We start from the raw sequence: 21,873 nt of genomic DNA, 5'->3' as shown, positions 1-21,873 counted from the left end.
AGCCCATTCGAGGGCCTGACTGCCCGGGAGCCCGCGATGATCGCGTAGGACATCATGGCGACAGGGCTGCAACCGGGGTGAACCCTTCGATCCGGTCGAGGCGATCGTTGAGCAAGGTCGGGCCGGCCTGCAGCCAGCAATGCGCAGCAAAGGGGTCGAGCTTGGCGCCGAAGATCAGCGATGCGGTGGCGCCGTGCCGCTGCAGGAAGATGAGCAGCGCCAGCGAATCCGCTAGGCAATTGCCCTGATGCGGAAGCCATCGCCGGGCGCAGAGGAAGCGACGCGCGAGGCCGACCGTCTCTGGTGTGTCCCGATCGCCCGCAGGCGGCTCGAATAAACCGCTGATCAAATCGGCCAACAATCCACGCCGAAGCCGGCGCCGAACCGATGTCAGGCTCGCGCCGATGAACAGGATATCGGCGAAGCGGGGCCTGGAAGGGTCGCCCACGAGTGTGACCTGCGACGCCGGTTTCGGCCAATCGACGGGTCGCGGGTGCTGGGATGGGGCGTTGCTCTGCAGCGCTTTGAGAAGCTCGCTCTCGTCGTCAGGCTCGAGCAGGAAATAGCTGTCGGTGGCAAGGTCGAGGAATAAGGGATGTCCGTTGACCAGGCCGAAAGTCGGGGCGGTGAGATCCATCGCGAACTGCTGGCCGCCGGCATAGGCCGACGGCCAGCAATGTCCTGGCGTTGTTAGCGGCTGACAAGGCCGATGCCCGGAATGTAGAGGCCGTCGCGCTCGACCACCCCGAAGTTCGCGCCGCGCGTTGCCTTGCTGGCCCGATCGATGGTGATCCGGCGCGGATATGCTGATTTGGTCATGATCCTTGCTCCAATCTTGCTTGCTGCCCTGATGCAGCAGCCTCGAAGGTTAGGAACTGGAGCTCGAAGTACGGAATCTATTTAGCTGAAATATCACGATTATTGAGGGACGGGCGACGGATGAACGCCGCCCGTCGGTTCGCCGGCTAGCGATCGCTGAGCTCGGTCTTGGTCCAGAGGCCCTGCGTTTCCATGTGCGGGCCGATGCTGCCCTTGGTGACAAGGCTGGCGCGGCCGAGCGGGACGCGGCGTGCGAGGGTGGTCTTGATCATGTCGATCTCCTTGAAGGCCTGACCATCAGGCCAGTCGAGGGTATGGCCCGGACGCCATTATGCGCAGGCTATACGGGCGGCGTTTTGCGAATGTATTTTGAACCGCACGTCAGCGCTGGGCAGCGATGGCGATGAGGTCCGGCACGATCCGCGCCCGGCGGCGGTGATAAGCGAGGAGAAGCCGGCGCAGGTCGCGCAAGTTCCGATCGGTCACCGCCTTGGCGATCGCGGCGGCTTCGTCCTCAAAACCGTCGAGCAATTGCGCCTCGACGCGCTCGAATGGCCCGAGCCGGTCGCGCAAGGACTGAAGTGCATGCACCAGCTCCGGATTGCCCGAGGTCTCGGCAAGTTGGAGCAGGGACGAGCGGCCCGAACCGAAGTCGGAGGCCGGCTCTGACGGCGATGCCGTCCGCAAGACGCGGCTCGCAAGCGCAAGCAACAGCAGGTCGCGGTGCCACTGATAGAGCCAGCGCAGCATGACTTCGCTGACCACCGGCACTCGGAAACCTTCCTGCTTGGGCGCGTCGACCAGGCGCTCGCCTGTGAGGCGGTGGAGCGCGTCGCGCACCGGAGTCACGCTGCTGTTCAGTTCCTCAGACAGATGGACGGGTTCGAGCCGCTCGCCGGGACGAAAGTCGCCCGAGACCAGCCGCTCCTTGATCGACGCGTAAACACGCTCGAATGTGGAAGGCGCCGTCATTGGCCTTAGCTGTCGACACAGGCTGCGCGCCGCTGCTCGTGCAGATAGTCTCCAAGCATTGCTGTCTGGTCGGGCCGAAGCGCGTCGATCGCGCCAATTCGCTGCGGAAGCGCGCCCTTGAGCAGCAGCGAGGGGCACTGGCCTTCGAAATTGCCTAGGTTGGGGCGATGCTGGCGATAGCCGACGAGCGCGGCCAGCTCGTCGTCGAACGTGCGCGCAATTTCCGGCGGATAGGCCAGCCATTGATTTTCATAAGGCTTGAGCCACCCCAGGCAGTAGCTGATGATCGCCCCGCGGCGGACATCGTCGCTGTTGTTGCCGCCAGCGCCGTGGAGCGTGGAGCCGAGAAACAGCAGCGCTGAGCCGGGCTGAAGTTCGGCTGCGAACGGCGCGGCGCCCGGCTCGGCTTGGAGGGCCTTGGCCCCGTGACTTCCGGGCCAAATCAAGGTCGCGCCATTCGCTTTCGAATAGCGGGTGAACGGCCACATCACGTTGATGAGATATTCGGTCTCGCCGATCGCGCCCCGCCACATGTCCTGATCGCGGTGCGGGAATTGAGGCAAGGCGCCCGGGTGAAGCGCCAGGGCCTGGGTCAGGTTAAGCTGGATGGTGTCGCACCAGGGCGCAAGAAGACGCTCTGTGATACCAAGGATGAGTGGATGCATGACAAGGTCACGGGCGCGGGGTGACCGGATGAGCAGCCGCCCGAACCTCTTGGTCCGCTCGCCGTAAAAGCCGCCCTGGCAATATGGGGTTTGCGCAAAGTCCGCGGCCAGGTCGTCGTCGAGGCCGTGGATGGTTTCCGCCGGGATCACGTTCGGGATGATGCAATAGCCATCGGTGATGAGCTTGGATGACCAATGCCCAATGGCGTCGCTCTGGGCCGGTGCTGGTGCAAGGCTCGCCATCATGCTGCCTCCAGCGCGCGCTCGTCGGCCAACTCTTCGGTCCAGATCCCGTTGGCGGCGAGCAGCTCAGGGGTCTCGCTATCGATCTCGATCGCCAGCGCACCGACCATTCGCCCAGCGAGGAGCTGGGGCGGGCCGAGCGGACGGCAGACCCAGCCGAACGCAAGGATCTGCTGGAGCCAGTTCAATTCGGCGACCCCGGTGTAGGTCTGGATGTGATGATCGAGGCCGTGGCGAACGATGGCGCTCACCAGATGGTTGCGGGTGATCCGGCGCTCGGCGGCCGATTGGTTGCGCCCGAGGCAGAAGCGGGTGATTTCAGCGATGCCCGGTCCGGTTGGGACCGGTCTGGCGCTCAGCGATGGGAAGAGGCTGCCAAGGATATGCGGCCGGGTCGTATCGAGAATCCGCGCCGAGCCGAGGTGGCCCCGGGCCTGGTCGGCAATGATCAGATAGCGCGCGTGACAGTCGTCGAACTGGTCGACCTCGAAGCGATTGTCGAGCACCGCCAAATCCCATTTGAGAAGGTCGACGAAGACTTCCCTGCGGGCTTCGAACATCTGGGCCAGTGCCCGGCTCTGCGCCGGCGGTTCGAGCAATCGTTCGCGTACCAGCATGAATTAGCTCCCATCGATTGACGGGGGCATCATCCGGCGGGGGCAAAAAGCCTGCCATTCCCAGAAATGGGGATATCAGCGGCGAAAGACGTCGATGAACGCGATCGTGCCGTCGAACAATGCGTGGATGGCCAGCAAGGTGCGCTTGCCCACGCCATAGCGCTCGCGCGCCTGCTTTAAGTGCTGGATGACCGTTTCCTGGCTCACGCCGAGGATTTGCGCGATTTCCCAGTCCGACTTGCCGCGCGCCGCCCACACCACGCATTCACGCTGCCGTTCCGTGAGCCGCAGCGGCGGAATGTCGAGTCGCGACCGGGCGATCCGGCGGGCGGCTTCAAAGGCGAAGGCGCCGACGAGCTGGACCAGGGCAAGCTGGTCGGCGGGCAGCGGAATGCCCGTCTTGGTCGCAAAGGAACAGGAGCCGTGCGCTTCGCCCGGAACCTGGGCCGGGACGGTGAACCCGTCGCCGATCCCTTCCCGGCGGGCCAGCGCCAGGATCCGGCGATCGTCGTCGGTCATCCGGATCATCGTATCGAGATTAGCCCATGAGAAACCGATGCTGGTGAGGTGGCTGGCGCGGTGAACGGGATCGATCGTGCCAAGGCCCTGATCGTCGAACCATTGCTCCCAGCCGTCGGGATAATTGTGAAGCCGAATGGCGCTTTGAAAGTCGCGGATGTCGACGTGATGGGTCAGCGCGAAATAGGCGAAGCCGAGGTCGGATGTAATGTCGGCAAGCGCCGCCGCCAGCTGCGCCTCGCCGGCGATCTGCTGGACGTCGCGTACGAAACCCTCGACCCGATCGAACATCCCTTGTCGCGGCGCCAGCCGCCACGTTCCGGGTTGCGCTCCAAGCCGCCGATCCCGTTACGTCCCTTCTTTTGGCACGCGGCTCTCGCTTCTCAGGGCAATGGCACACGCGCGGATGGTCCGAGCGGGAGCGAGGCTACCAACCAAGCCACGGACAAATCAAATATATTCACCGATTAGTAATCGGTTTGCTGCTTCTTCGAATTGCCGAAGTTAACGAGGGGCCGGTGCACGAGGTGCGTGACGGATCCGAAGGAACTCGCGCATGAAGCGCCTCGCGGACCGCTTTGCTGCGGCGGTTTCGCGATGCTGCTCGCTTGAAGACCTTCGCCTTCAGCTTGATGGGGCGTGCAGCGAACTTGGCTTTACTTACTTTGCGCTGCTTCACCATGCCGCGCTCGGCCACAGCCGGGCATCGCTCATCCGGCTGCACAATTACCCGCAAGGCTGGGTCAACCAACTCGAGGCGGAGGCTGGCCTGATCGACGACCCGGTGCACTGCGCCTGCCGCCGCACGAGCACCGGCTTTGCCTGGCAAGGCCTCGCCGAGCTTGGGACCATTGCTCCATCCGCGAAGCAACGCTTCATCGCCAGCCGCGACCATGGGTTGGGCGAGGGCTTCACCATTCCCGTTCACGTACCCGGCGAGCCGGCGGGATCCTGCTCCTTCGCGGCCGCGGGCGACGCGCCGCTACCGTATGAGCGCCTGCAATCCGCCGAACTGGTTGGCCGCTTGGCCTTTGAAATGGCGCGGTCGCTAAGCGGCACTGGAGCGAATCCCGATCGCCCGTATCTCAGTCCGCGCGAGCGTCAGTGCCTCAAGCTGGTCGCGTGCGGCAAGACTGACTGGGAGGTCTCGGTCATCCTTGGCATCAGCGTCGAGACCGCACGCCAATATCTCAAGCAGGCGCGCCAGTCCTACGACGTGGTCAGTCGCACTCAACTCGTAGTGCTCGGGCTGCGCGACGATTGGCTGAGCTTCGACGATGCCCTGCCGGCCCTGGTCCCACCCGTCGCCGGTTCGTCTTCAACCTGAAATCCGCAACTCCCCCATCCGGGGGAATGGTGCGATTCGTGCCCCGCCTCGATCCTCGACCGCATCGTCAGGGTGAGGAGCATGACCAGTGGCGGGCCAGGACCGCGCCCTTCTTTCGGGCTGCCAGTGAGCCAGCCTGGCTGTGCCGGGTCCTTCATTTCCCGACTGGCGGGACTCCGGCGCCTATGCGCCCGTGGTCGACGCCGACCGGTCGCTGATCTGCTGGGAATGGCTGCGGCGCGATCCGGCCTACCGGGCGGCCTTTATCGATCGCGAACGACCGGCGCGTGATTGGGGGCTCGTCCGGTTCGAGGACCCGGACTTTGGCGTTCCCGACGCGCGGCCGATGTGGAGCGGCCTTCGCCATCCCGGCGTCCTGCGATGCGGCGCCGAGAAGGGTGGGCGAGAGAATGATCTCATCGACCTTGGCCATCCGCTTGTGACCGGCGTCGAAAAGGGGCCGCTGCTGCATTGCTGCGTGAGCGATGGACTTCGATCGCTGCGGCTGGATGTGGAGATGGCCGGGACATGCGCCGGGCAAGTCCAGCTTCGTTACCACCTGTCCGGGATCGCTTCGCTCGATCGGCCGCTGGCGACGCTCGGCCGGTTGCGGCGGTTTGCCCGGTCAGGACACATCCCCGCCGAGCCGGGGAATGCCCACCTCCGTGCCCGGATGATCCTGCAGTTGCGGGCCTTCGACGCCTTTCAGGCCGGTGCCAGTCAACGGGACCTGGCGCTGACCCTGCTTGATCCGTCGATGCAGGTTCGCGGCTGGCGCATCGACCAGCCGCATCTGCGATCACGTAGCCAGCGTCTGGTGAAATCCGCCCAGGCGATGGCATCAGGCGGCTATTGGGCGCTGTTGCAGTGACAGCGAGGGACGTTGCATGAGACCGTGACACGATTGATCGAACGACAATGGCGCGATAACCAAAGGAGCCCGCTCGGTTTTACGGGCCGAAGCCCGGGTTGAGCGACAAGCTCCCCGGGCTTTGTCATATTCTGGCCCTCGTTCGTTTCGGAGCGGCGGGCTGCTCGACACCCATCTAGGGTTTGCGTCTCGGCCCGGCGATGCCGGTCCGACCGCAGCTCTATCGCTCGCGCCGAGGCGCTCCCGACCGAGCCCCGCCAAGCGGGTCTCGGCCTTTCGGTAACGATCAGCTGACGGACCGCCGCGAGGCGCGGCGGTAAGGACGGCGCGCTTTCGCACGCCGGCGTTGTGCGGCCCCGGAAAAACCGGGGTGGGCGACGCGTCCTCTAGGCCCGGCCAGGTCGCCGGCAAGCCGGCCCTTCGGACCGGCTCCTCCACTTGGCGTTCCGGTCCCTTGCGGGATGCCGGCGCCCTTCCTGGCCGGGCCTGCCGTCCGCCTCTTGCCGCCCACCCCGCTTTTCCCGGGGCGGTGGTGATTTTTGAGGCTTGAGGACGGGTCCGTGGGCGCAAACTTCCAGACCGGAGAGCGGGGGGCAGGGCCGGGCGGGAGCGCGGGCGGGGCCAGCGAAATGACGCCGCTCGGCGAGCAATTTCTGGTCTGTGGTGTTGCCCCGGTGCGGCTTGCCGACCAACTGGCGCTGCGCGCCGCAGCACCGCTCCTTCCGATCAAGGCTCAGAAGCCGCTCGACATCGGCCTGTTCGACCTCGCCGCGCGAAACCAGCTCGAGCTGTTCGGATGACGTGCCGCTTTCCCATCGGGCCGAGGGAGGAGCGCCGGTCGCCCCTTCGCGTCCGCTTCCCTCCGACCGGCGCCAAGGAGTGAAAGCCATGCAGCTTCAACATATAGCACTGTCGCGACTGACCGTGTCGGACGCCAATATGCGCGCGGGCAAGAAGCCACCCGACCTCGACGATTTGCTTCCCTCGATCCGGCTGCGCGGCGTCCTCGTGCCCCTGATCGTTCGTCCACGAGCCGAGGGCGAAGGCTATGAGATTGTCGCCGGACGGCGGCGCTTCCTTGCCGCGTCCCTCGCCGCCGAAGACGGCAAAGCCGCCGACCTGCCATGCGCGATCATGGACGCAGGCGACGACGCCGCCGCGCTCGAAGCCTCGATCCTTGAAAATGTCGCGCGCGCCGAGCCGCATGAGGTCGAGCAATGGGTCAGCTTCACAAGGCTGGTGAAGGAAGGCCGCTCGGCGGAAGAAATCGGCCTCGTGTTCGGCCTGACCGAACGGCAGGTGGGCCAAGTGCTCGCGCTCGGCAACCTGCTGCCTAAAATCCGCGACCTCTATCGCGCGGGCGACATCGATGGCGGCAGCGTCAAATTGCTGACCATGGCGACCAAGGCGCAGCAGAAGGACTGGCTTGCCCTGCTTGCCGACAAGGAGCGTTACGCGCCGATGGGGGCGAGCCTCAAAAGCTGGTTGTTCGGCGGCGCATCGATTGCCACCGCTCACGCCATCTTCGACCTCGAAACCTACCCCCATGCAATCGTCACCGACCTGTTCGGCGACGGCGGCTATTTTGCCGATGCGGGTGCATTCTGGGACGCGCAGCGCGCGGCCATCGAGGAGAAGCGCCAAGCCTATCTGGGCGCGGGCTGGAGCGAGGTGGTCGTCCTCGAACCCGGCCAATATTTCCCCAGCTGGGACTATGAGCGAACCGCCAAGTCCAAGGGCGGCAAGGTCTATATCGCCGTGTCGCAGCGCGGCGAGGTCGCCTTCCATGAAGGCTATCTAACGCGCAAGGACGCGCGTCGGCTGGCGGCGGGCGAGGGGCCGAGCGAGGCCAAGCCCCAGCGCAGCGAAGTGACCGGCAGCCTGCAAAACTACATCGACCTTCACCGCCATGCGGCGGTTCGCGCCGACCTGCTCGGCGCCCCCGACGCCGCGCTTCGGTTGATGGCCGCGCACGTCCTGGCCGGTTCCTATCTGTTCGCCGTCCGGCCAGAGCCGCAGCGCAGCAGTTCGGATGCCATTGCCGAAAGCATCGAGACCTCGCCCGCAGAAACCCGCTTCGATGCCGAGCGGCGCGAACTGCTGGCATTGCTCGATCTCGACGCGGAATCGCCGACGCTGATCCAGACCGGCGCGGCTTATGGCTCGACCGGCACTGCCGAACTGTTCGTCCGGCTGCTGGCGCTGGACGACGCGGCGGTCATGCGGGTGGTCGCGCTCGCCATGGGCGAGGCATTGGCAGCGGGCAGCGCCGAAGTCGAAGCCTTGAGCCTCCACCTTGGCCTCGACATGCGCGACCATTGGCAGGCCGATGACGCGTTCATCGACCTCATCCGCGACCGCGAAGTCCTCACCCCCATGATCGCGGACATGGCGGGGAACGAGGTCGCCGAGGCCAATCGCACCGAGAAGGTCAAGGCGCAGAAGGCGATTCTCAGCGATTGCCTTGCGGGGGCCAATGGCCGCGCCAAGGTGGAAGGCTGGGTGCCGCGCTGGATGCAGGTTCCGCCAAGCCATTATACGGAGCGCGGCGGGGCCGGGACGGTGCGCCATCATGCCGAGGTCGCGCATTTGTTCGGTGCGGAGGAAGCGGAGGCGGCGGCGTCTCCTCCGGCCCCGGAGGAAGGGGAGGAGCAGGTGGCCGAAGAGATGGTGGCCGAGGCGGCCTGACCGTCCGCACTGGCAAATAAGGGCGGCGTCCGAAATCGGACGCCGCCTTTTCCCTGCTTTCCGGGTGGCGGGGAATGGCTCGCCCGCGCTAGCGTCGACATCCCGCCCGAAGCCCTGTCCCAAGGAAGACACCATGCCCGCCGTTATCGATTGCCCCAGCGCCTATGTCGTTGATGGCGATTCCCTAAGGTGCGGCGCCGAGCGCCTCCGGCTGCTGGGCATCGACGCGCCGGAACTCAACGATTGCCCGCGCTGGCGAACCTGCGTCAGCGGCGATGGAGCACAGTCGCGTGCCAGCCTCGTGCGGGGCCTTAAACAGGGCCGCCTTCGCTATCGGCTCGTGACGCGCGACCGCTTTGGACGCGCGGTAGTGCGCGCCTGGGCGGGCAAGACCGATCTCTCCTGCTGGCAGCTGCGCTACGGCGCGGCGATCTACAAGGTCCACTGGGACACGGGCGGCGAGATCGGCCGCGCCTGCGCGCGCCGCTGATGGGAGTGCTGGACTGGCTGCGGCACCGGATGGGGAGTGCACCGGCAGCACCCGGCCTTCGGTTCGATGAAATGCCGATCCTTTTCTCGCCGCGCCTCGAGCGGATCGACAACCAACATGATCTGATGGTCGCCGCGCTCCGGCAGGCAGGCGGGATCGACGCCGACACCATCGTCGCCGGTCCGGGCAAGGTGGCCGACGTGCTGTTCCCGAACGAGCGCCTGATCGTCGAGGTCAAGTCGCTAACCAGCAACCGTGCCGCCTCGTCGGCGGTCAAGCAGAAGCTCGGCCAGATCCTGATCGAACATGGCAAGATGATCGTGTTCGGCGAAGTCTCGGTGCCGCTCGATAAGGTCGAGCCGCGCGCCGCCGGACGCATGCTGCGCGAAATCGGCGATCGGCTGCGCAAGGAAGTGCGTGCGTCGGCCAAGCAGATCGAGGCCACCGCCGAGGCGCTTGGGTGGGAGGATGCGATCGGCGTGTTCGCCGTGGTCGCGCCGCCGTCGATCATGCGCCGCGACCTCGTCCGCTGGATCGCCAACGACATGCTGGCGGACGATCGTTATCCAATCATCAAGGCGATGATCCTCGCCAGCACGCCGTTTCTCGAAGGTGGCAAAGCGCAAGGAGGCGACAGCTTCCTGACATTTCATGCGCGCTCGGGCGGCGTGATTTCCGACGGCCTGAAACGGCGGATCGGACGCGGCTGGGCGACGCTCCAGGGGCAACCGTGGAAGGAGATCGACGAAGACCCTCTGATGGGCCAGCCATGATCGCTACGGCACGTCGCTCGACGACGACGACGGGCCAGAACGAGACTGGGGGCTAGGCGGCCTTGTCGTCGTCGTCGAACGACACCGGGAAGCGCAAGGTCCCGCGAATCGGGTCGAGCGGTTCGTTGGCGGTAATCACATAATCCACCTCGAAGTCGCCGATATCCTTCGGCGCCGCGAACGAGACGATGAATGCGTCGATGATGGCGCGCTCGTGATGCTTCAAATCCTTGAGGTCGAAGCGAACTTGGTGCCGGCCGGGATGGATATGGGTCGATCTGAACTGAAGGGGCGTGGTCAGTCGGGGAATGTCGATCGACTGCCGAACCGGCGTCACCCAGCCCTGGCCGGGCGCCAATGGGCGCAGCGGCGGCGGTTCGGGCGCGATCGGCCCTTCGGGAAACTTCTCGAAATCGTGAAGGATGATGCTGCTCGGGAAAGACAGCACCGCATCGATGTTGGTCGCCGGCGCCGTCCCTGAATTGTCGAGCAGCAGTTTGACCTGGAAGCTCCGCAGGACCATCCGGCGATAGTCGGCGTCTTCCTCGAGATAGGTCTCGTAGCGGCGATAGTAGGATGAGACGATGCTGTTATAGCCTTCGGTCTCTTCGCGGCTCCACTTCTCGGGCGTGCGCGGCTGCGCGAACATGCGCAGGATGTCTGATGAACGGGGTTCGGCGATAACGCCGGCCCGGCTGGGCTTCTTGGGTGGAAGGCGGCGTAGCGGGGTCTCGGCTTTGATCTCCTCGAGCGTCTTCACGCGGCCTTCGCGCAGCCGCTGGGTGAGAGGGATGGGAAGCTCCATATCGTCGTCGAACGTGATCGCGAGCTCGGGCTCGCGGTGCGTGATCCGCTTTGCGGCCTTCATCTCGCGGGCGGCGACCTTGAGCGAGGCTTCGATCCTAGGCTTCAATGCGGCCTTGAGCCTGGCGGCTTCCTCGCGAATGCGCTCCTCGCCGGCATCGCTCGGCAACTTATACATCACCGGCGCGCTCCAGTGCTTGAGGTCGAACGGCAATTTATCGAGCTTGGCTTTCTCGGCCTGGTTGGCAATCAGCACGAGGCGCTGGTGCTTGAGGGCGCGAATCGCATAGCCGAGCTCGATCATGACATTGGGGTTGGGGACCAGTTTGCCCGCCTTGGTCATGGCGATCGGCGTCAGATCGGCGACGAACACGGCGGCCGCCTCAATCTTCTTCAAGATCGTGTCGGCGATCGGTGCGTGGCCGGCGATGCCCTTCATGTCATGGTCGACGAACACTTGGCTATCGTCGTGATCGACCGGGTCGGCATCGTCGTCGCTGTCCTCACCGGGACCCGGGCGCTCGGCTTCGTCGATGGCATCGAACCCGTTCAGTTCGGCAGCCAATTGATTGAGGACGTCGCGCACGAAATAGCGGCCGGTGGGCTGGTGCGTGTCGCTCTGCCAGGACCAGAAGATGTTCATGGGGCGCGATGTGGGTAGGGACCGCGGCCTTCGCTAGGGCGCTGGCGCTTGAATGAGTCTCGTGGCGACAGGTCGATGCTCGCGACGACCGACCGGCGACCTTCGCTCCTGAGATACCTGGGGGAATCAGCTAAGCTACGGTCGTCGCGCGTCAATTTGGAACCAAGGGAGGTCTACAATGGTTGTTTACGCTGCCGAATTGCCTGAACACGAGGTCGCCGAGATGGCGAGGACGTTACGCAATCGGCTTTCCCTTCCCGCGATGCTCGCTGTCACCTGGCGGCGTTGTTCACGCTTGCGGCTTCTCCCGTCTCGGACGCGTCCAATGGGGCTGCAGTTCGGCCTGTTGCGAAACCGACTTCCGGGGACTCTCTTCGTCTACGGCTTCGCTTTCTGCCTCTCATCTTGCGCCGTGGAATCCGGCCCAAGCTCGATACAGCCTCCGCTCGCGCAGCCATATTTGGCGCTCAGGAGCGCGACAGCTGCTGGCATCCCCGAAGCCAGCCTGACTGGCGCGCTGTACATTCAAAACGGCTGTGTCGTTTTTCGCCTCTACGGCGCTCAGGAAGCGTCGACCCCAGTATTCGATAACCGAAGCCGCTTGGTCTTGGCCTCGCAAGGGTTTGTCGTTCGCAGACCTCAAGGGGATCTGGTCGGGGGCAAGACGTACAATTTCGGCGGTGGCGCGGCAAACAGGCAGACGCCCCTCGTGGCGCCTGTTCCTGATCATTGTCCACAGACTTTGGTGCTGCTCGGCAGCGCTACATTGGCGAAAGGAATGTAGATGACCTTGCTCGCTCTTGCCGCGTCAATGGCCATGGCGTCTTCCGCGATGGCTCAAGAGCCTCCGGTTCCGGAACCGCCTTCTGAAAGAGTGCTTGCTGGTGGGCGTAACCCGGTGGTCAGCTATTTGATGCAGGCTTATGGTCTGTCCGAAGCGGTCGCGGAAGAACGCTTGGCTGTGCAGTCTGAGGTCATGGAACTCGCGCAGCGGCTCGAGCGCGAGAACGATCCTGCATACGCTGACATTTGGATCGAACATGAGCCCGTCTACAAGATCAATATTGCCTTTCTCGACAAGAATGAACGGCAAGCCTTCAGAGAAAGTCTCTCGCCGCGACTTCGGCGGTACGTTCAGATCGTGCCAGTCAACAAATCGAGAAAGCAGAAGAGGCAAGATTTAGAAGAGCTGTCGGCCGCTTTGCGGAGCGCGAACATCGCCTTCGATGGCTGGTTCGAGGAGAAAAAGCAGCGCTTTGATTTAGGCGTGGGGAGTGCTTCTGACCTAGCGCGTGCCGAACCGCTCGTACCACCTCGTCTTCGCGGCACGGTTGATCTCGTTGTCCGCAAGCTGCCCGCGCGTGAAGCGCCGCCTACGGGCGTGGTGAGCGGCGACTTCATCGCGGGCGGCCATGCCGTCTGGATCAGTGACAATCCTGCTCACCCAAACCCAACTCAGTGCACCTTTGGCTTTCCCGTCAGATATGGTGCCAGTCGCTTGAAAGGGGTGCTGACTGCAGCGCATTGTACTGTTCCGGCACCGCAGATCTTTGCGCACCGTTTTGGCAATCCTGTGCACTTCATCAAGTTCGATTGGGCACGCCCGATTATTCGAAAGCTCGAGGGCCCTTACGATTACATGGTTTTGGAAGGGAGCAGCGCTCTTGGAGACGATGGACTGTACGATGTCTATTTCGAGAATCCGAACAACCAGGTGCCCGGTGTCACGGGGAATTACTTCGACATCTACGCATACGCGGCGAAGGCTTCCATGAAGGTCGGGGACGCGGTTTGCAAAAGTGGTGACACGACCAAACTGACATGCGGGACGATCAAAGCGATTGACGGGACCGCATTCGGGTATCCTGGCTTTTTCGTCGTGAGCAATACGTCACAGCCGGACCTCACCGCGCCAGGGGACAGTGGTGGACCCTGGTTTTTCAACCCCGGCACCGGAAGCAAAGCGATCGCAATTGGCATGCATTCGGGAGGGACTGAAGGATGCGTTGGTCGCGATTGCAACGCATACGCCATGTTCATCGAACTGATTGACGATCACGACGCGACCATCAAGTTACCCAGCACGCCCTAATCAATTGGGTACACGCGCTATCGGGCAGGATCCTCCCCCAACCGCCCAGAGGGATTGGTGCCAAGTTAATGGCCGTCACAGTCCTTGTGGTCATTGAGGGTATCGATAATCTTGCATTCGGCGACGTGACCGCCCTGGCACTGGCGGACCATTCGTTCGAGTTCACTCTTAAGGCTTTGCAGCCGGGCGATCTTGAGCTCAACCGAGGCCAGATGCGCGCTGGCGATGGCATCGACATCGGCGCAGTCGCGATCGGGCCGGTCGGCGAGGCTGAGCAGCGTCCGGACATCGCCGAGCTCGAAACCCAGTGCCCGCGCGTGGCGGATGAAGGCGAGCCGGGCGAGGTGCGCGGGGCCATAGTCGCGGTAATTGCCCGCGGTTCTGGGAGGTGCCGGTAACAACCCCTCCTGCTCGTAGAAGCGAACGGTTTCGGGCTTGGCGCCGGCCTGCCGTGCAAGCTCGCCGATCTTCATCGCGAAAAAACCCCTTGACCCTATAGTGACTATAAGGTGCAGATGGCGTGTCACGTCGAGTTTGTCGAGGTGACGAATGTCTGCTTCCTGCTGTGCCCCTAAGACCGCGCCGCACAACCAGCCGCAGTGGCGGCGGGCGCTATGGATTGCGCTCATCGTCAACGCGGCGATGTTCGCGGTCGAGTTCGCGGCCGGCGAACTGGGCGATTCGCGCGCGCTCCAGGCGGACGCGCTCGATTTCTTCGGCGATTCGGCCAATTACGCGATCTCGCTCGGTGTTGCCGGTCTGGCGCTTGCCTGGCGGGCGCGGGCGGCGTTCGTCAAGGGCGTGACGCTGGCGGCGCTTGGCGGATATGTCATGATCGGCGCCATCCTCGCCGCGTTCCACGGCTCATCGCCGGCGCCCGCAATCATGGGCGGGATCGGACTTGCTGCGCTTGCCGCCAATGTCGGCGTGGCGCTGCTGCTCTATCGTTTCCGCGACGGCGATGCCAACATGCGCTCGGTCTGGATTTGCTCGCGCAACGACGCCATCGCCAATATCGCCGTAGTCGCCGCCGCGCTCGGCGTATTCGGCACGGGCACCGCTTGGCCGGACCTTACCGTCGCCGCGATCATGGCGGCGCTGGGCATTTCGGGCGGAATCAAGATCATCCGCCTCGCTTTGGCCGAACTGGCGGATAAGCCAGCGTTGGTGGAATCCGTGTAATGACGGCGGATAATCCCCGGGTGTTTGTGCCGCCGCCGCTGATGATGGCGGGTCTCGTCGGCGCGGGTCTCGCCATCGACGGCGCCCCGATCGCCAGCGGCATCGTGCTCGTCGCCGCGTTGGTCGTCGGGCTCGCCGGGCTTGGCCTGATCGCCGCCGCGCTTGGGCTGTTCCGCCAAAAGCAGACAAGGCCCGAGCCGTGGCGGGAGGCGAGTTTCCTCGTCGCGGCAGGTCCGTACCGCTTCACCCGCAACCCGATGTATCTTGGCATGACGCTCATCGGGCTGGCCGTTGCCATCGGTCTCACGAGCCTGGCCGCGGCGCTGTTTGCTTTGCTTGGCGCTCTGATCATCGACCGGTTCGTGATCGCCCGCGAGGAAGCCTATCTCATCCGCCGCTTTGGGGACGATTATCGCGGCTATCGCGCGCGGGTGCGCCGATGGCTGTGATCGCGGCCATTTCCTTGTGCCGGGAGGGCTGCTAGTGGTCCGCGCGATGCCCCGTTGGACCCACTTCGTTGGCGCGCTGCTCCTCGTTCTCACTTTGTGGACGGGAACCTCGGCGCATGCCGCCGAACGGTTCGATTGCATTCCGGCGACCGAACAGAGTGCCGAGCATTTTGACGGAGATCGCGACCAAACGCCGGACGATCCCGAAAAAGGCGTCGCCCATCATCACACCGGGTGCAACGGCCATCATGTCGCCACGTCCGGGGACGGGGTCGCTTTCGGCTATTCGATCCGCACCGCCGAACTTGGCAGCGCCCGGCACGACGCCAATCATCCCGGGCGAGAACCCGAAGGGCAACTGAGGCCGCCGATCGCCTGACGAAGACCGTGCCCGACCTTCGGGCTCGTTTCATCGTCAGGAGTCACATCAATGAAATTTACAGCAGCCGCGGCCTTTGCCGCGGTGGCGTTGACGGCGCTGGCGATGCCAGCCGCCGCGCAGGTCGGCAATCCGGCCAGCCCTCGCGTCGGCAGCCCGGCATCCCGGGCGGCTGGCCCGCCCGCGCCAATCCAACCCGTCCGGCCGAAGCCGCGTACCGGACCCTTGCCCGGCACGCTGTCGCTGGCCCAGGCGCTCGACGAAGCCGCCGCGCGCTCGCCGGCGATTGTCGCCGCCGAAGCTGAAGTCGCTGCGGCCGAAGCGCGCATTCGCCAGGCCGGCTACCGCAGCAATCCCGAGCTTAGCCTCGAGGTCGAGAATTTTGCCGGCACCGGCGAGCTTCGCGGCCTTCGCTCCACCGAAACCACGATCGCGGTCAACCAGAGGCTCGATCTTGGCGGGCGCCGCTCCGCGAGGGTCAGTGCCGCCGAGGCCCAGCTCAATGTCCAGCGGCTTCGCCTCGCTATCGCCAGGGCCGATCTGTTCCAATCGGTCCGCGAGCAATTTGCGCGCTCTATCGCGGCCCGCGAAAAACTTGCGCAGGCGGATGACAACGTCACCCGGGCGCGGGAACTGGCACGCGTCGCCGGGATTCTTGTCGAGGCCGGCCGCGATCCGCCGCTTCGAGGCCTGCGCGCACGCTCCGCTTTGGCCCAAGCAGAGGCCGAACGCGAAGCCGCCGTTGCCGACGAACTCGCCGCTCGTTCATCGCTTGCCGCTTTGTTCGGGGTGTCGCTGCCGGTCGGCAGTGTCGTTGGCACCGCGCTCGACCTGACGCCCCGAAACGTCAATCCGGACATCAGCCTCGATGTCCGCCTGGCCGATGCCGAGCGGGCCGCCGCCGCCGCCGGCGTGCGCGAGCAGCTTGCCGAGCGCCGGCTTGACCCGGCTGTCGGGGTGGGCGTTCGCCACGTCCGGGAAACCGGCGATGTCGGTCTGGTTGCCGGCCTGTCGATGCCGCTTCGCCTGTTCGATCGCAACCAGGGCAATATCGATGCCGCCCGCCAGGCGGCCAATGCCGCTGACGCGCGGCGGGCCAGCACCTTGGCGACGACCACGGCCCGGGCACGCAACGCCATCGCCAATGTCGAAGCGGCACAGCGCCGCGTCGAAGCGCTGGAAAAGGCCGCGGTCCCCGAAGCGAGCGAAGCGCTAAGGCTTGCCGAACTCTCCTACCGGGAGGGCCGCGCCTCGCTGCTCGAGTTGATCGACATCCAGAATGCCTACACCGCCGCGCGGACTTCGCTGACCGAAGCGCGGCTGACCCTTGCCCTCGCCACGGCCGAACTCGGCCGGATCCTGGCTCAATAGGAACCTCGTCATGCAGTCCATCAGAGACATCAAATTGATCCGGTTGACGGATCGCCATCGCTGGCTTGGCGGCGTTGCCGCCGCCGCCCTCGTTGCCGGTGTTGGCGGCGTGCTGATCGGACGGTCGACGACCGAACCGGCGGCGGTGACCGAACCGGCCGAAGAGGCCGAAGGCGAAGAGCATGGGCGCGAGGGCTTTATCGCCATGACGCCCCAGAAACTTGCTGCCAGCGGCATCGCCAGCGAGCGGGTCGTGCTGGGTTCGCTCCAGTCGGAAATCATCGCCCAGGCGACCGTGACGGCGCCGCCCGAAGGGCGCGCCCTCCTGACCGCGCGCGCCGATGGCGCGGTAGTCCGGATCACCAAGCGCCTCGGCGATCCGGTCGGTGCCGGCGAGACGGTGGCACTGCTCGAAAGCCGCGATGCGGCGGCGTTCGTCGCCGACCGCAATGCCGCCGCCGCCCGCGCCCAGGCGGCGCGGGCGGCTGCCGCGCGCGAGCAACGCTTGTTCAACGCCCGGATCACCGCCCGGCAGGACCTTGAAGCGGCGATAGCCGCGCGGCGGACCGCCGATGCCGAAGCGCAGCGCGCCGATGCCGCGGTTCGGGCCGCCGGCGTCACCGGCGGCGGGCGTTATCTTGCAGTGCGAAGCCCGATTGCCGGGCGAATTACCGAGGTCGACACCCAACTCGGCGCCTATGTCGCGGCTGGGGCCGAGCTGTTCAACGTCTCCGACCCGCGCCGAATCCAGATCGAAGCTGCGGTGCCGGCGACCGATGCGCAGCGCATTCGCCCTGGCGATCGCGCCATCGTCGAATTGCCGGGCGGTAATATCGTCGAGGCAGCGGTGCGTTCGGTGACCCCGTCGCTCGACCCGCAGAGCCGATCGGCCACCGTGGTCGTCCAGCTGGCCGGCGCGCCCGGCGGGCTGACCCAAGGCCAGGCGGTGCGCGTGCGCATTACGCCAAGGGGCAGCGGCCAAAGTTCGATCATCCTGCCCGAGGAGGCGGTCCAGCAAATCGAGGGCCGCGACATGGTGTTCGTGGAGGTCAAGGACGGGTTCCAGGCAATCCCGGTCTCCGTCGGTTCGCGAAGCGGCGGCCGAGTTGAAATCCTCGACGGGCTCAAGGCCGGCCAGATCGTCGTGACTCAGGGCGCCTTCGTTCTCAAGTCCCAGTTGGGCGCAAGCGAGGCGGAGCACTAGAATGATCGATCGCCTTCTCGACGCCTCCGTCCGCTTTCGCTGGGCGGTCCTGGCCATCACCGCCCTTGTCGCGATCTACGGCGCGTTCCAGCTGTTCCGGCTGCCGATCGACGCCGTTCCCGATATCACCAACAAACAGGTGCAGGTGAATGTCGCCGCGCCGCAGTTCAGCCCGCTCGACATGGAGCGGCTGGTCACCTTCCCGGTCGAAAACTCGCTCGCCGGTATTCCCGGCCTCGATTACACCCGCTCGATCTCGCGCAACGGCTTTGCGCAGGTCACGGCCGTGTTCGAGGAGAACGTCGACCTCTATTTCGCGCGCCAGCAGGTCGCCGAGCGTCTGGCGCAGGCGGGCGAGAGCCTGCCCGATGGCATCCAGCCGCAAATGGGCCCGGTCTCGACCGGGCTTGGCGAGGTGCTGATGTGGTCGGTGAGCTATGCGCCCACCGCCACCAAGGAATCGCCCAAGATCCCCGGCCGTCCCGGCTTCCAGCCCGACGGCAGCTACCTCACCCCCGAAGGGCAGCGGCTGACCGACGAGGTTTCGCGGCTGGCCTATTTGCGCACGGTCCAGGACTGGATCATCCGCCCGCAGATCCGCGGCGTCGATGGTATTGCCGGGGTCGACAGCATCGGCGGCTATGAAAAGCAGTTCGTGGTCCAGCCGATCCCGGGCCAGCTTGCCGCTTACGGCATCTCCTTCACCGAACTCGCCGATGCGCTCGAAAAGGCCAACCTCTCGGTCGGCGCCAATTTCATCCAGCGCGGCGGCGAAGCCTTCCTGGTCCGCGCCGACGCGCGCATCCGCCATATCGACGAGATCGGGCGGACCGTCATCGCCAGCCGCAATGGCGTGCCGGTAACGGTCGCCAATGTCGCCGTGATCACGCTTGGTGGCGAGCTTCGCACCGGCGCCGCCTCGCTCGACGGCAAAGAGGTCGTCATCGGCACCGCGCTGATGCTCGCCGGCGAGAACAGCCGGATCGTTGCCGGGGGAGTCGCCGAGCGGCTTGTCGAAGTCGAAAAATCGCTTCCGCCGGGCGTCCGCCTGACGACGCTTTACGATCGTTCCTCGCTGGTCGATGCGACCATCTCGACGGTCGAGAAAAACCTCCTCGAAGGCGCGCTGCTGGTCATCGTCGCTCTGTTCTGGCTGCTCGGCAACATCCGTGCCGCTATCATTGCCGCGCTGGTCATTCCCTTGTCGTTCCTGATGATGGCCATCGGCATGAACCGCTACGGCGTGTCGGGCAATCTAATGAGCCTTGGCGCGCTCGACTTCGGCCTTATCGTCGACGGCTCGATCATCATCATCGAAAATTGCCTGAGGCGGCTTGCCGAACGGCAGCATCATGAAGGGCGGCTGCTCAACCTGTCCGAGCGGCTCCACGAGGTGTTCGAGGCCTCGAAGGAAATGGTTCGACCGACCATTTTCGGCCAGGCCATCATCTTCCTCGTGTTCGCGCCGCTGCTGATGTTCAGCGGGGTCGAAGGCAAGATGTTCACGCCGATGGCGATCACCGTCATCCTCGCGCTGGCGGGTGCGTTCATCCTCTCCCTGACCTTCGTTCCGGCGATGGTCGCGGTGCTCATCCGCGGCAAGGTGTCGGAAGAGGAAGTGAAGGCGATCCGCTGGATCAAGCAGCGCTACGAGCCGACGCTCGACAAGGTCATCGCCGCGCCCCGCAAATGGGTTCTGGCGGGGGTAGGCGCGTTCGTTGCCGCTGGCCTCCTGTTCATGGCGTTGGGGCAGGAGTTCATTCCGCAGCTCGACGAGGGCGACCTGGCGATGCAGGCGATCCGCATCCCTTCGACCTCGCTCGATCAGTCGCTCGACATGCAGAAAAGGGTCGAAACGGCGATTTCATCGCTGCCCGAAGTGTCGTTCATCTACTCCAAGACCGGCACGGCCGAGGTCGCGACCGACCCGATGCCGCAGAATGCCTCGGATGCCTTCGTCATTTTAAAGCCCAAGGACCAATGGCCGTCCGGGGTGACCAGCAAGGACGATATCGTCGAGCGCATCGAGGAAAAGATGGAGGGCCTGGTCGGCAACGGGTTCGAGGTCAGCCAGCCGATCGAAATGCGTTTCAATGAGCTCATCGCCGGGGTTCGCGGCGATGTCGCGATCAAGATCTTCGGCGACAATATGGAGCAATTGGAAAAGGTCGCGGCCGAGGTCGCCTCGGCCATCGGCAAGGTCGAGGGCAGCGCCGACCTGCGCACCGAACAGACTGGCGGCTTTCCGACGCTCGAAGTACAGTTCAACCGCGACGCGATCGCCCGCTACGGCCTTACCATCGAGGAGGTCGCCAATACCGTCGCGGCGGGACTTGGCGGGCGCGAGGCGGGACTGGTGTTCGAGGGCGACCGCCGGTTCGATATCGTCGTTCGACTGGACAATGTCACCCGCGATAGTCTCGACGCGATCGGCGCCCTGCCGGTAATGCTCGAGGCGAGTGGTGCGGGCGCACGCGCCTCGGTGCCTTTGCGCGAGCTGGCCAATTTCCAGTTCACCGAAGGGGTCAACCAGGTCAGCCGCGAGAATGGCCAGCGCCGGATCGTCGTCCAGGCCAATGTTCGCGGGCGCGATCTTGGTTCTTATGTCGGCGAAGCGCGAAGTGCTGTCGAAGCCCAGGTGAAGCTCCCGCCGGGAGTCTTCATCCAATGGGGCGGGCAGTATGAAAATCTGCAGGCCGCCTCGCAGCGCCTGTCACTGGTCATCCCGCTCGTCTTCGCCTTGATCTTCGGCATCCTGTTCGTGGCGCTTCGAAGCGTGACGTCGGCGCTGGCGGTCTATTCGGCGGTGCCTTTGGGCCTTGCCGGGGGTGTGTTCGGCCTGTTCCTTGCCGGCCTGCCATTCTCGATCTCGGCGGCGGTCGGGTTCATCGTCCTGTCGGGCGTGACCGTGCTCAACGGCCTCGTCGTCATGACCAGCATCCGCCAGCATATCGACAAGGGCGTGGCGATCGGCGCCGCGATCAAGGCCGGGATGATGGAGCGCGTGCGCGCCGTCATCATTACCGGCGTGGTGCCGGCGATCGGCTTCGTGCCGATGGCCATCGCCACCGGACGCGGCGCCGAAGTCCAGAAACCGCTGGCGATCGTCGTCATCGCCGGGCTCATCGTCGCCACGCTGCTGACCCTCTTCGTGCTCCCGGCGATCAGCCAGATGCTGCTCCACCGCGGGCGCGCCCGGCATGTCACCGGGGAATATGGCCAGGAAGACGCTTTCGGGCGTGAGCCTTTGCCTTCCAAATGAGCAAACTGATGAAAAAGGTGATTTTCATGATTGACCGCCGAACAATGATCGGGATTTTGGTCGCGGCCATTCCTACCGCAGCCTGTTCGAGGCCTGCGAAGGCCCCACCAACCATCCAGGTCTATAAGTCGCCGAGCTGCGGCTGCTGCGGTGCCTGGGTGAAGAGGCTTCAAGCCAACGGCTTCCTGGTGACGACGCAGGAAATGGAAGATGTCTCGGCGATTGCCGCGAGCGCCGGTGTTCCCGACAGGCTTCGCTCCTGTCACACCGCCCTGGTCGACGGCTATTTCGTCGAGGGCCATGTGCCCGATGGCGACATCCGTAAGCTCTTAAGCGAGTGGCCGAATGCCCGGGGGATCGCCGTCCCCGGCATGCCGGTCGGCTCGCCCGGCATGGAGCAGGATGGGCGGCGTGAGCCTTATGATACGCTGTTGGTCATGCGGGACGGCTCATCGCGGCCATTCGTTCGCCACAACCAGCGCGTCGGCGGCAAGTAGGAGAAG

General features: G+C 64.9%; 23 protein-coding genes. 14 read left to right on the top strand and 9 right to left on the bottom strand.

The genetic code is table 11. The features are described 5' to 3' along the window. Positions 1-52: 52 nt before the first annotated feature. The 7 genes from H8M03_RS03085 to H8M03_RS03065 all read right to left on the bottom strand — a co-directional run bounded on the left by H8M03_RS03085 (position 53) and on the right by H8M03_RS03065 (position 4,126). Entirely contained in the window at positions 53-637 is a 585-nt protein-coding gene (locus H8M03_RS03085; protein ID WP_187480300.1) for a lasso peptide biosynthesis B2 protein, read from the bottom strand. Positions 638-690: 53 nt separating this feature from the next. Further along, positions 691-819, bottom strand: coding sequence for a hypothetical protein (locus tag H8M03_RS12860; protein WP_281400244.1), 129 nt, complete (start codon positions 817-819; stop codon positions 691-693). A gap of 146 nt (positions 820-965) precedes the next feature. Beyond that, the gene (locus H8M03_RS12855; RefSeq protein ID WP_281400243.1) at positions 966-1,091 is read right to left on the bottom strand and encodes a hypothetical protein; all 126 of its coding nucleotides are present in this window, start codon (positions 1,089-1,091) and stop codon (positions 966-968) included. 109 nt (positions 1,092-1,200) lie between these two features. Further along, positions 1,201-1,791, bottom strand: a complete 591-nt coding sequence (locus H8M03_RS03080; RefSeq protein ID WP_187480299.1) for a GntR family transcriptional regulator — start codon at positions 1,789-1,791, stop codon at positions 1,201-1,203. 5 nt (positions 1,792-1,796) lie between these two features. After that, entirely contained in the window at positions 1,797-2,699 is a 903-nt protein-coding gene (locus H8M03_RS03075; protein ID WP_187480922.1) for a phytanoyl-CoA dioxygenase family protein, read from the bottom strand. Next, a complete protein-coding gene (locus tag H8M03_RS03070; RefSeq protein WP_187480298.1) occupies positions 2,699-3,316 on the bottom strand; it encodes an acyl-homoserine-lactone synthase in 618 nt (205 codons plus the stop codon). Before H8M03_RS03070 ends, H8M03_RS03075 begins: the two co-directional genes overlap by 1 nt. 75 nt (positions 3,317-3,391) lie before the next feature. Next, positions 3,392-4,126, bottom strand: a complete 735-nt coding sequence (locus tag H8M03_RS03065; protein WP_187480297.1) for a LuxR family transcriptional regulator — start codon at positions 4,124-4,126, stop codon at positions 3,392-3,394. Positions 4,127-4,391: 265 nt separating this feature from the next. Here H8M03_RS03065 and H8M03_RS03060 point away from each other — a divergent pair, with 265 nt between their 5' ends. From H8M03_RS03060 to H8M03_RS03035, 6 genes are all read left to right on the top strand, one after another. Beyond that, positions 4,392-5,162 carry a LuxR family transcriptional regulator gene (locus tag H8M03_RS03060; protein WP_187480296.1) on the top strand — a complete coding sequence of 257 codons (771 nt, stop codon included), beginning with the start codon at positions 4,392-4,394 and terminating at the stop codon, positions 5,160-5,162. Positions 5,163-5,355: 193 nt separating this feature from the next. Then, positions 5,356-6,033, top strand: coding sequence for a DNA -binding domain-containing protein (locus H8M03_RS03055; protein WP_187480295.1), 678 nt, complete (start codon positions 5,356-5,358; stop codon positions 6,031-6,033). Positions 6,034-6,662: 629 nt separating this feature from the next. Next, positions 6,663-6,833 (top strand): hypothetical protein, encoded by a 171-nt coding sequence (locus H8M03_RS03050; RefSeq protein ID WP_187480294.1) that lies wholly within the window; start codon positions 6,663-6,665, stop codon positions 6,831-6,833. 88 nt (positions 6,834-6,921) lie between these two features. Then, on the top strand, positions 6,922-8,721 hold the full coding sequence (locus H8M03_RS03045) for a ParB/RepB/Spo0J family partition protein (RefSeq protein WP_187480293.1): 1,800 nt from the start codon (positions 6,922-6,924) through the stop codon (positions 8,719-8,721). A gap of 133 nt (positions 8,722-8,854) precedes the next feature. Then, positions 8,855-9,211, top strand: a complete 357-nt coding sequence (locus H8M03_RS03040; protein ID WP_187480292.1) for a thermonuclease family protein — start codon at positions 8,855-8,857, stop codon at positions 9,209-9,211. Positions 9,212-9,282: 71 nt separating this feature from the next. Then, positions 9,283-9,984, top strand: coding sequence for a hypothetical protein (locus tag H8M03_RS03035; RefSeq protein WP_187480291.1), 702 nt, complete (start codon positions 9,283-9,285; stop codon positions 9,982-9,984). 52 nt (positions 9,985-10,036) lie between these two features. Here H8M03_RS03035 and H8M03_RS03030 read toward each other — a convergent pair whose 3' ends face one another. After that, positions 10,037-11,431, bottom strand: a complete 1,395-nt coding sequence (locus H8M03_RS03030) for a hypothetical protein (protein ID WP_187480290.1) — start codon at positions 11,429-11,431, stop codon at positions 10,037-10,039. A gap of 784 nt (positions 11,432-12,215) precedes the next feature. On the opposite strand from H8M03_RS03030, the gene H8M03_RS03025 reads away from it, so the two are divergent. After that, complete coding sequence (locus tag H8M03_RS03025; RefSeq protein ID WP_187480289.1) at positions 12,216-13,523, top strand: S1 family peptidase; 1,308 nt, start codon at positions 12,216-12,218, stop codon at positions 13,521-13,523. A 65-nt stretch (positions 13,524-13,588) separates the two neighbouring features. Here the strand turns inward: H8M03_RS03025 and H8M03_RS03020 are convergent, their stop codons facing one another. After that, positions 13,589-13,996 (bottom strand): MerR family transcriptional regulator, encoded by a 408-nt coding sequence (locus tag H8M03_RS03020; protein WP_187480288.1) that lies wholly within the window; start codon positions 13,994-13,996, stop codon positions 13,589-13,591. Positions 13,997-14,072: 76 nt separating this feature from the next. Between H8M03_RS03020 and H8M03_RS03015 the strand changes: the two genes are divergently transcribed. The 7 genes from H8M03_RS03015 to H8M03_RS02985 are packed head-to-tail and all read left to right on the top strand — an operon-like array spanning position 14,073 to position 21,867. Next, the gene (locus H8M03_RS03015; protein ID WP_187480287.1) at positions 14,073-14,705 is read left to right on the top strand and encodes a cation efflux transmembrane domain-containing protein; all 633 of its coding nucleotides are present in this window, start codon (positions 14,073-14,075) and stop codon (positions 14,703-14,705) included. Then, positions 14,705-15,154 carry a methyltransferase family protein gene (locus tag H8M03_RS03010; RefSeq protein WP_187480286.1) on the top strand — a complete coding sequence of 150 codons (450 nt, stop codon included), beginning with the start codon at positions 14,705-14,707 and terminating at the stop codon, positions 15,152-15,154. The genes H8M03_RS03015 and H8M03_RS03010 overlap by 1 nt, the downstream gene beginning before the upstream one ends. Positions 15,155-15,200: 46 nt before the next feature. After that, complete coding sequence (locus tag H8M03_RS03005) at positions 15,201-15,533, top strand: hypothetical protein (protein ID WP_187480285.1); 333 nt, start codon at positions 15,201-15,203, stop codon at positions 15,531-15,533. A 51-nt stretch (positions 15,534-15,584) separates the two neighbouring features. Further along, positions 15,585-16,904 carry a TolC family protein gene (locus tag H8M03_RS03000; RefSeq protein WP_187480284.1) on the top strand — a complete coding sequence of 440 codons (1,320 nt, stop codon included), beginning with the start codon at positions 15,585-15,587 and terminating at the stop codon, positions 16,902-16,904. A 10-nt stretch (positions 16,905-16,914) separates the two neighbouring features. Then, complete coding sequence (locus H8M03_RS02995) at positions 16,915-18,108, top strand: efflux RND transporter periplasmic adaptor subunit (RefSeq protein ID WP_187480283.1); 1,194 nt, start codon at positions 16,915-16,917, stop codon at positions 18,106-18,108. Position 18,109: 1 nt separating this feature from the next. Beyond that, a complete protein-coding gene (locus tag H8M03_RS02990) occupies positions 18,110-21,370 on the top strand; it encodes an efflux RND transporter permease subunit (protein ID WP_187480282.1) in 3,261 nt (1,086 codons plus the stop codon). Continuing rightward, the gene (locus tag H8M03_RS02985; RefSeq protein ID WP_222931896.1) at positions 21,367-21,867 is read left to right on the top strand and encodes a DUF411 domain-containing protein; all 501 of its coding nucleotides are present in this window, start codon (positions 21,367-21,369) and stop codon (positions 21,865-21,867) included. Before H8M03_RS02990 ends, H8M03_RS02985 begins: the two co-directional genes overlap by 4 nt. Positions 21,868-21,873 lie beyond the last annotated feature (6 nt).

Source organism: Sphingomonas sabuli, from assembly GCF_014352855.1.
Classification (GTDB): domain Bacteria; phylum Pseudomonadota; class Alphaproteobacteria; order Sphingomonadales; family Sphingomonadaceae; genus Sphingomicrobium; species Sphingomicrobium sabuli.
This window is presented reverse-complemented; position numbering and strand designations above follow the sequence as displayed.

Coding starts and splice junctions, on each gene's coding strand:
- H8M03_RS03085 (WP_187480300.1), bottom strand. CDS start 637: ATGGATCTCACCGCCCCGACTTTCGGCCTGGTCAACGGACATCCCTTA.
- H8M03_RS12860 (WP_281400244.1), bottom strand. CDS start 819: ATGACCAAATCAGCATATCCGCGCCGGATCACCATCGATCGGGCCAGC.
- H8M03_RS12855 (WP_281400243.1), bottom strand. CDS start 1,091: ATGATCAAGACCACCCTCGCACGCCGCGTCCCGCTCGGCCGCGCCAGC.
- H8M03_RS03080 (WP_187480299.1), bottom strand. CDS start 1,791: ATGACGGCGCCTTCCACATTCGAGCGTGTTTACGCGTCGATCAAGGAG.
- H8M03_RS03075 (WP_187480922.1), bottom strand. CDS start 2,699: ATGGCGAGCCTTGCACCAGCACCGGCCCAGAGCGACGCCATTGGGCAT.
- H8M03_RS03070 (WP_187480298.1), bottom strand. CDS start 3,316: ATGCTGGTACGCGAACGATTGCTCGAACCGCCGGCGCAGAGCCGGGCA.
- H8M03_RS03065 (WP_187480297.1), bottom strand. CDS start 4,126: ATGTTCGATCGGGTCGAGGGTTTCGTACGCGACGTCCAGCAGATCGCC.
- H8M03_RS03060 (WP_187480296.1), top strand. CDS start 4,392: ATGAAGCGCCTCGCGGACCGCTTTGCTGCGGCGGTTTCGCGATGCTGC.
- H8M03_RS03050 (WP_187480294.1), top strand. CDS start 6,663: ATGACGCCGCTCGGCGAGCAATTTCTGGTCTGTGGTGTTGCCCCGGTG.
- H8M03_RS03045 (WP_187480293.1), top strand. CDS start 6,922: ATGCAGCTTCAACATATAGCACTGTCGCGACTGACCGTGTCGGACGCC.
- H8M03_RS03040 (WP_187480292.1), top strand. CDS start 8,855: ATGCCCGCCGTTATCGATTGCCCCAGCGCCTATGTCGTTGATGGCGAT.
- H8M03_RS03035 (WP_187480291.1), top strand. CDS start 9,283: ATGCCGATCCTTTTCTCGCCGCGCCTCGAGCGGATCGACAACCAACAT.
- H8M03_RS03030 (WP_187480290.1), bottom strand. CDS start 11,431: ATGAACATCTTCTGGTCCTGGCAGAGCGACACGCACCAGCCCACCGGC.
- H8M03_RS03025 (WP_187480289.1), top strand. CDS start 12,216: ATGACCTTGCTCGCTCTTGCCGCGTCAATGGCCATGGCGTCTTCCGCG.
- H8M03_RS03020 (WP_187480288.1), bottom strand. CDS start 13,996: ATGAAGATCGGCGAGCTTGCACGGCAGGCCGGCGCCAAGCCCGAAACC.
- H8M03_RS03015 (WP_187480287.1), top strand. CDS start 14,073: ATGTCTGCTTCCTGCTGTGCCCCTAAGACCGCGCCGCACAACCAGCCG.
- H8M03_RS03010 (WP_187480286.1), top strand. CDS start 14,705: ATGACGGCGGATAATCCCCGGGTGTTTGTGCCGCCGCCGCTGATGATG.
- H8M03_RS03005 (WP_187480285.1), top strand. CDS start 15,201: ATGCCCCGTTGGACCCACTTCGTTGGCGCGCTGCTCCTCGTTCTCACT.
- H8M03_RS03000 (WP_187480284.1), top strand. CDS start 15,585: ATGAAATTTACAGCAGCCGCGGCCTTTGCCGCGGTGGCGTTGACGGCG.
- H8M03_RS02995 (WP_187480283.1), top strand. CDS start 16,915: ATGCAGTCCATCAGAGACATCAAATTGATCCGGTTGACGGATCGCCAT.
- H8M03_RS02990 (WP_187480282.1), top strand. CDS start 18,110: ATGATCGATCGCCTTCTCGACGCCTCCGTCCGCTTTCGCTGGGCGGTC.
- H8M03_RS02985 (WP_222931896.1), top strand. CDS start 21,367: ATGAGCAAACTGATGAAAAAGGTGATTTTCATGATTGACCGCCGAACA.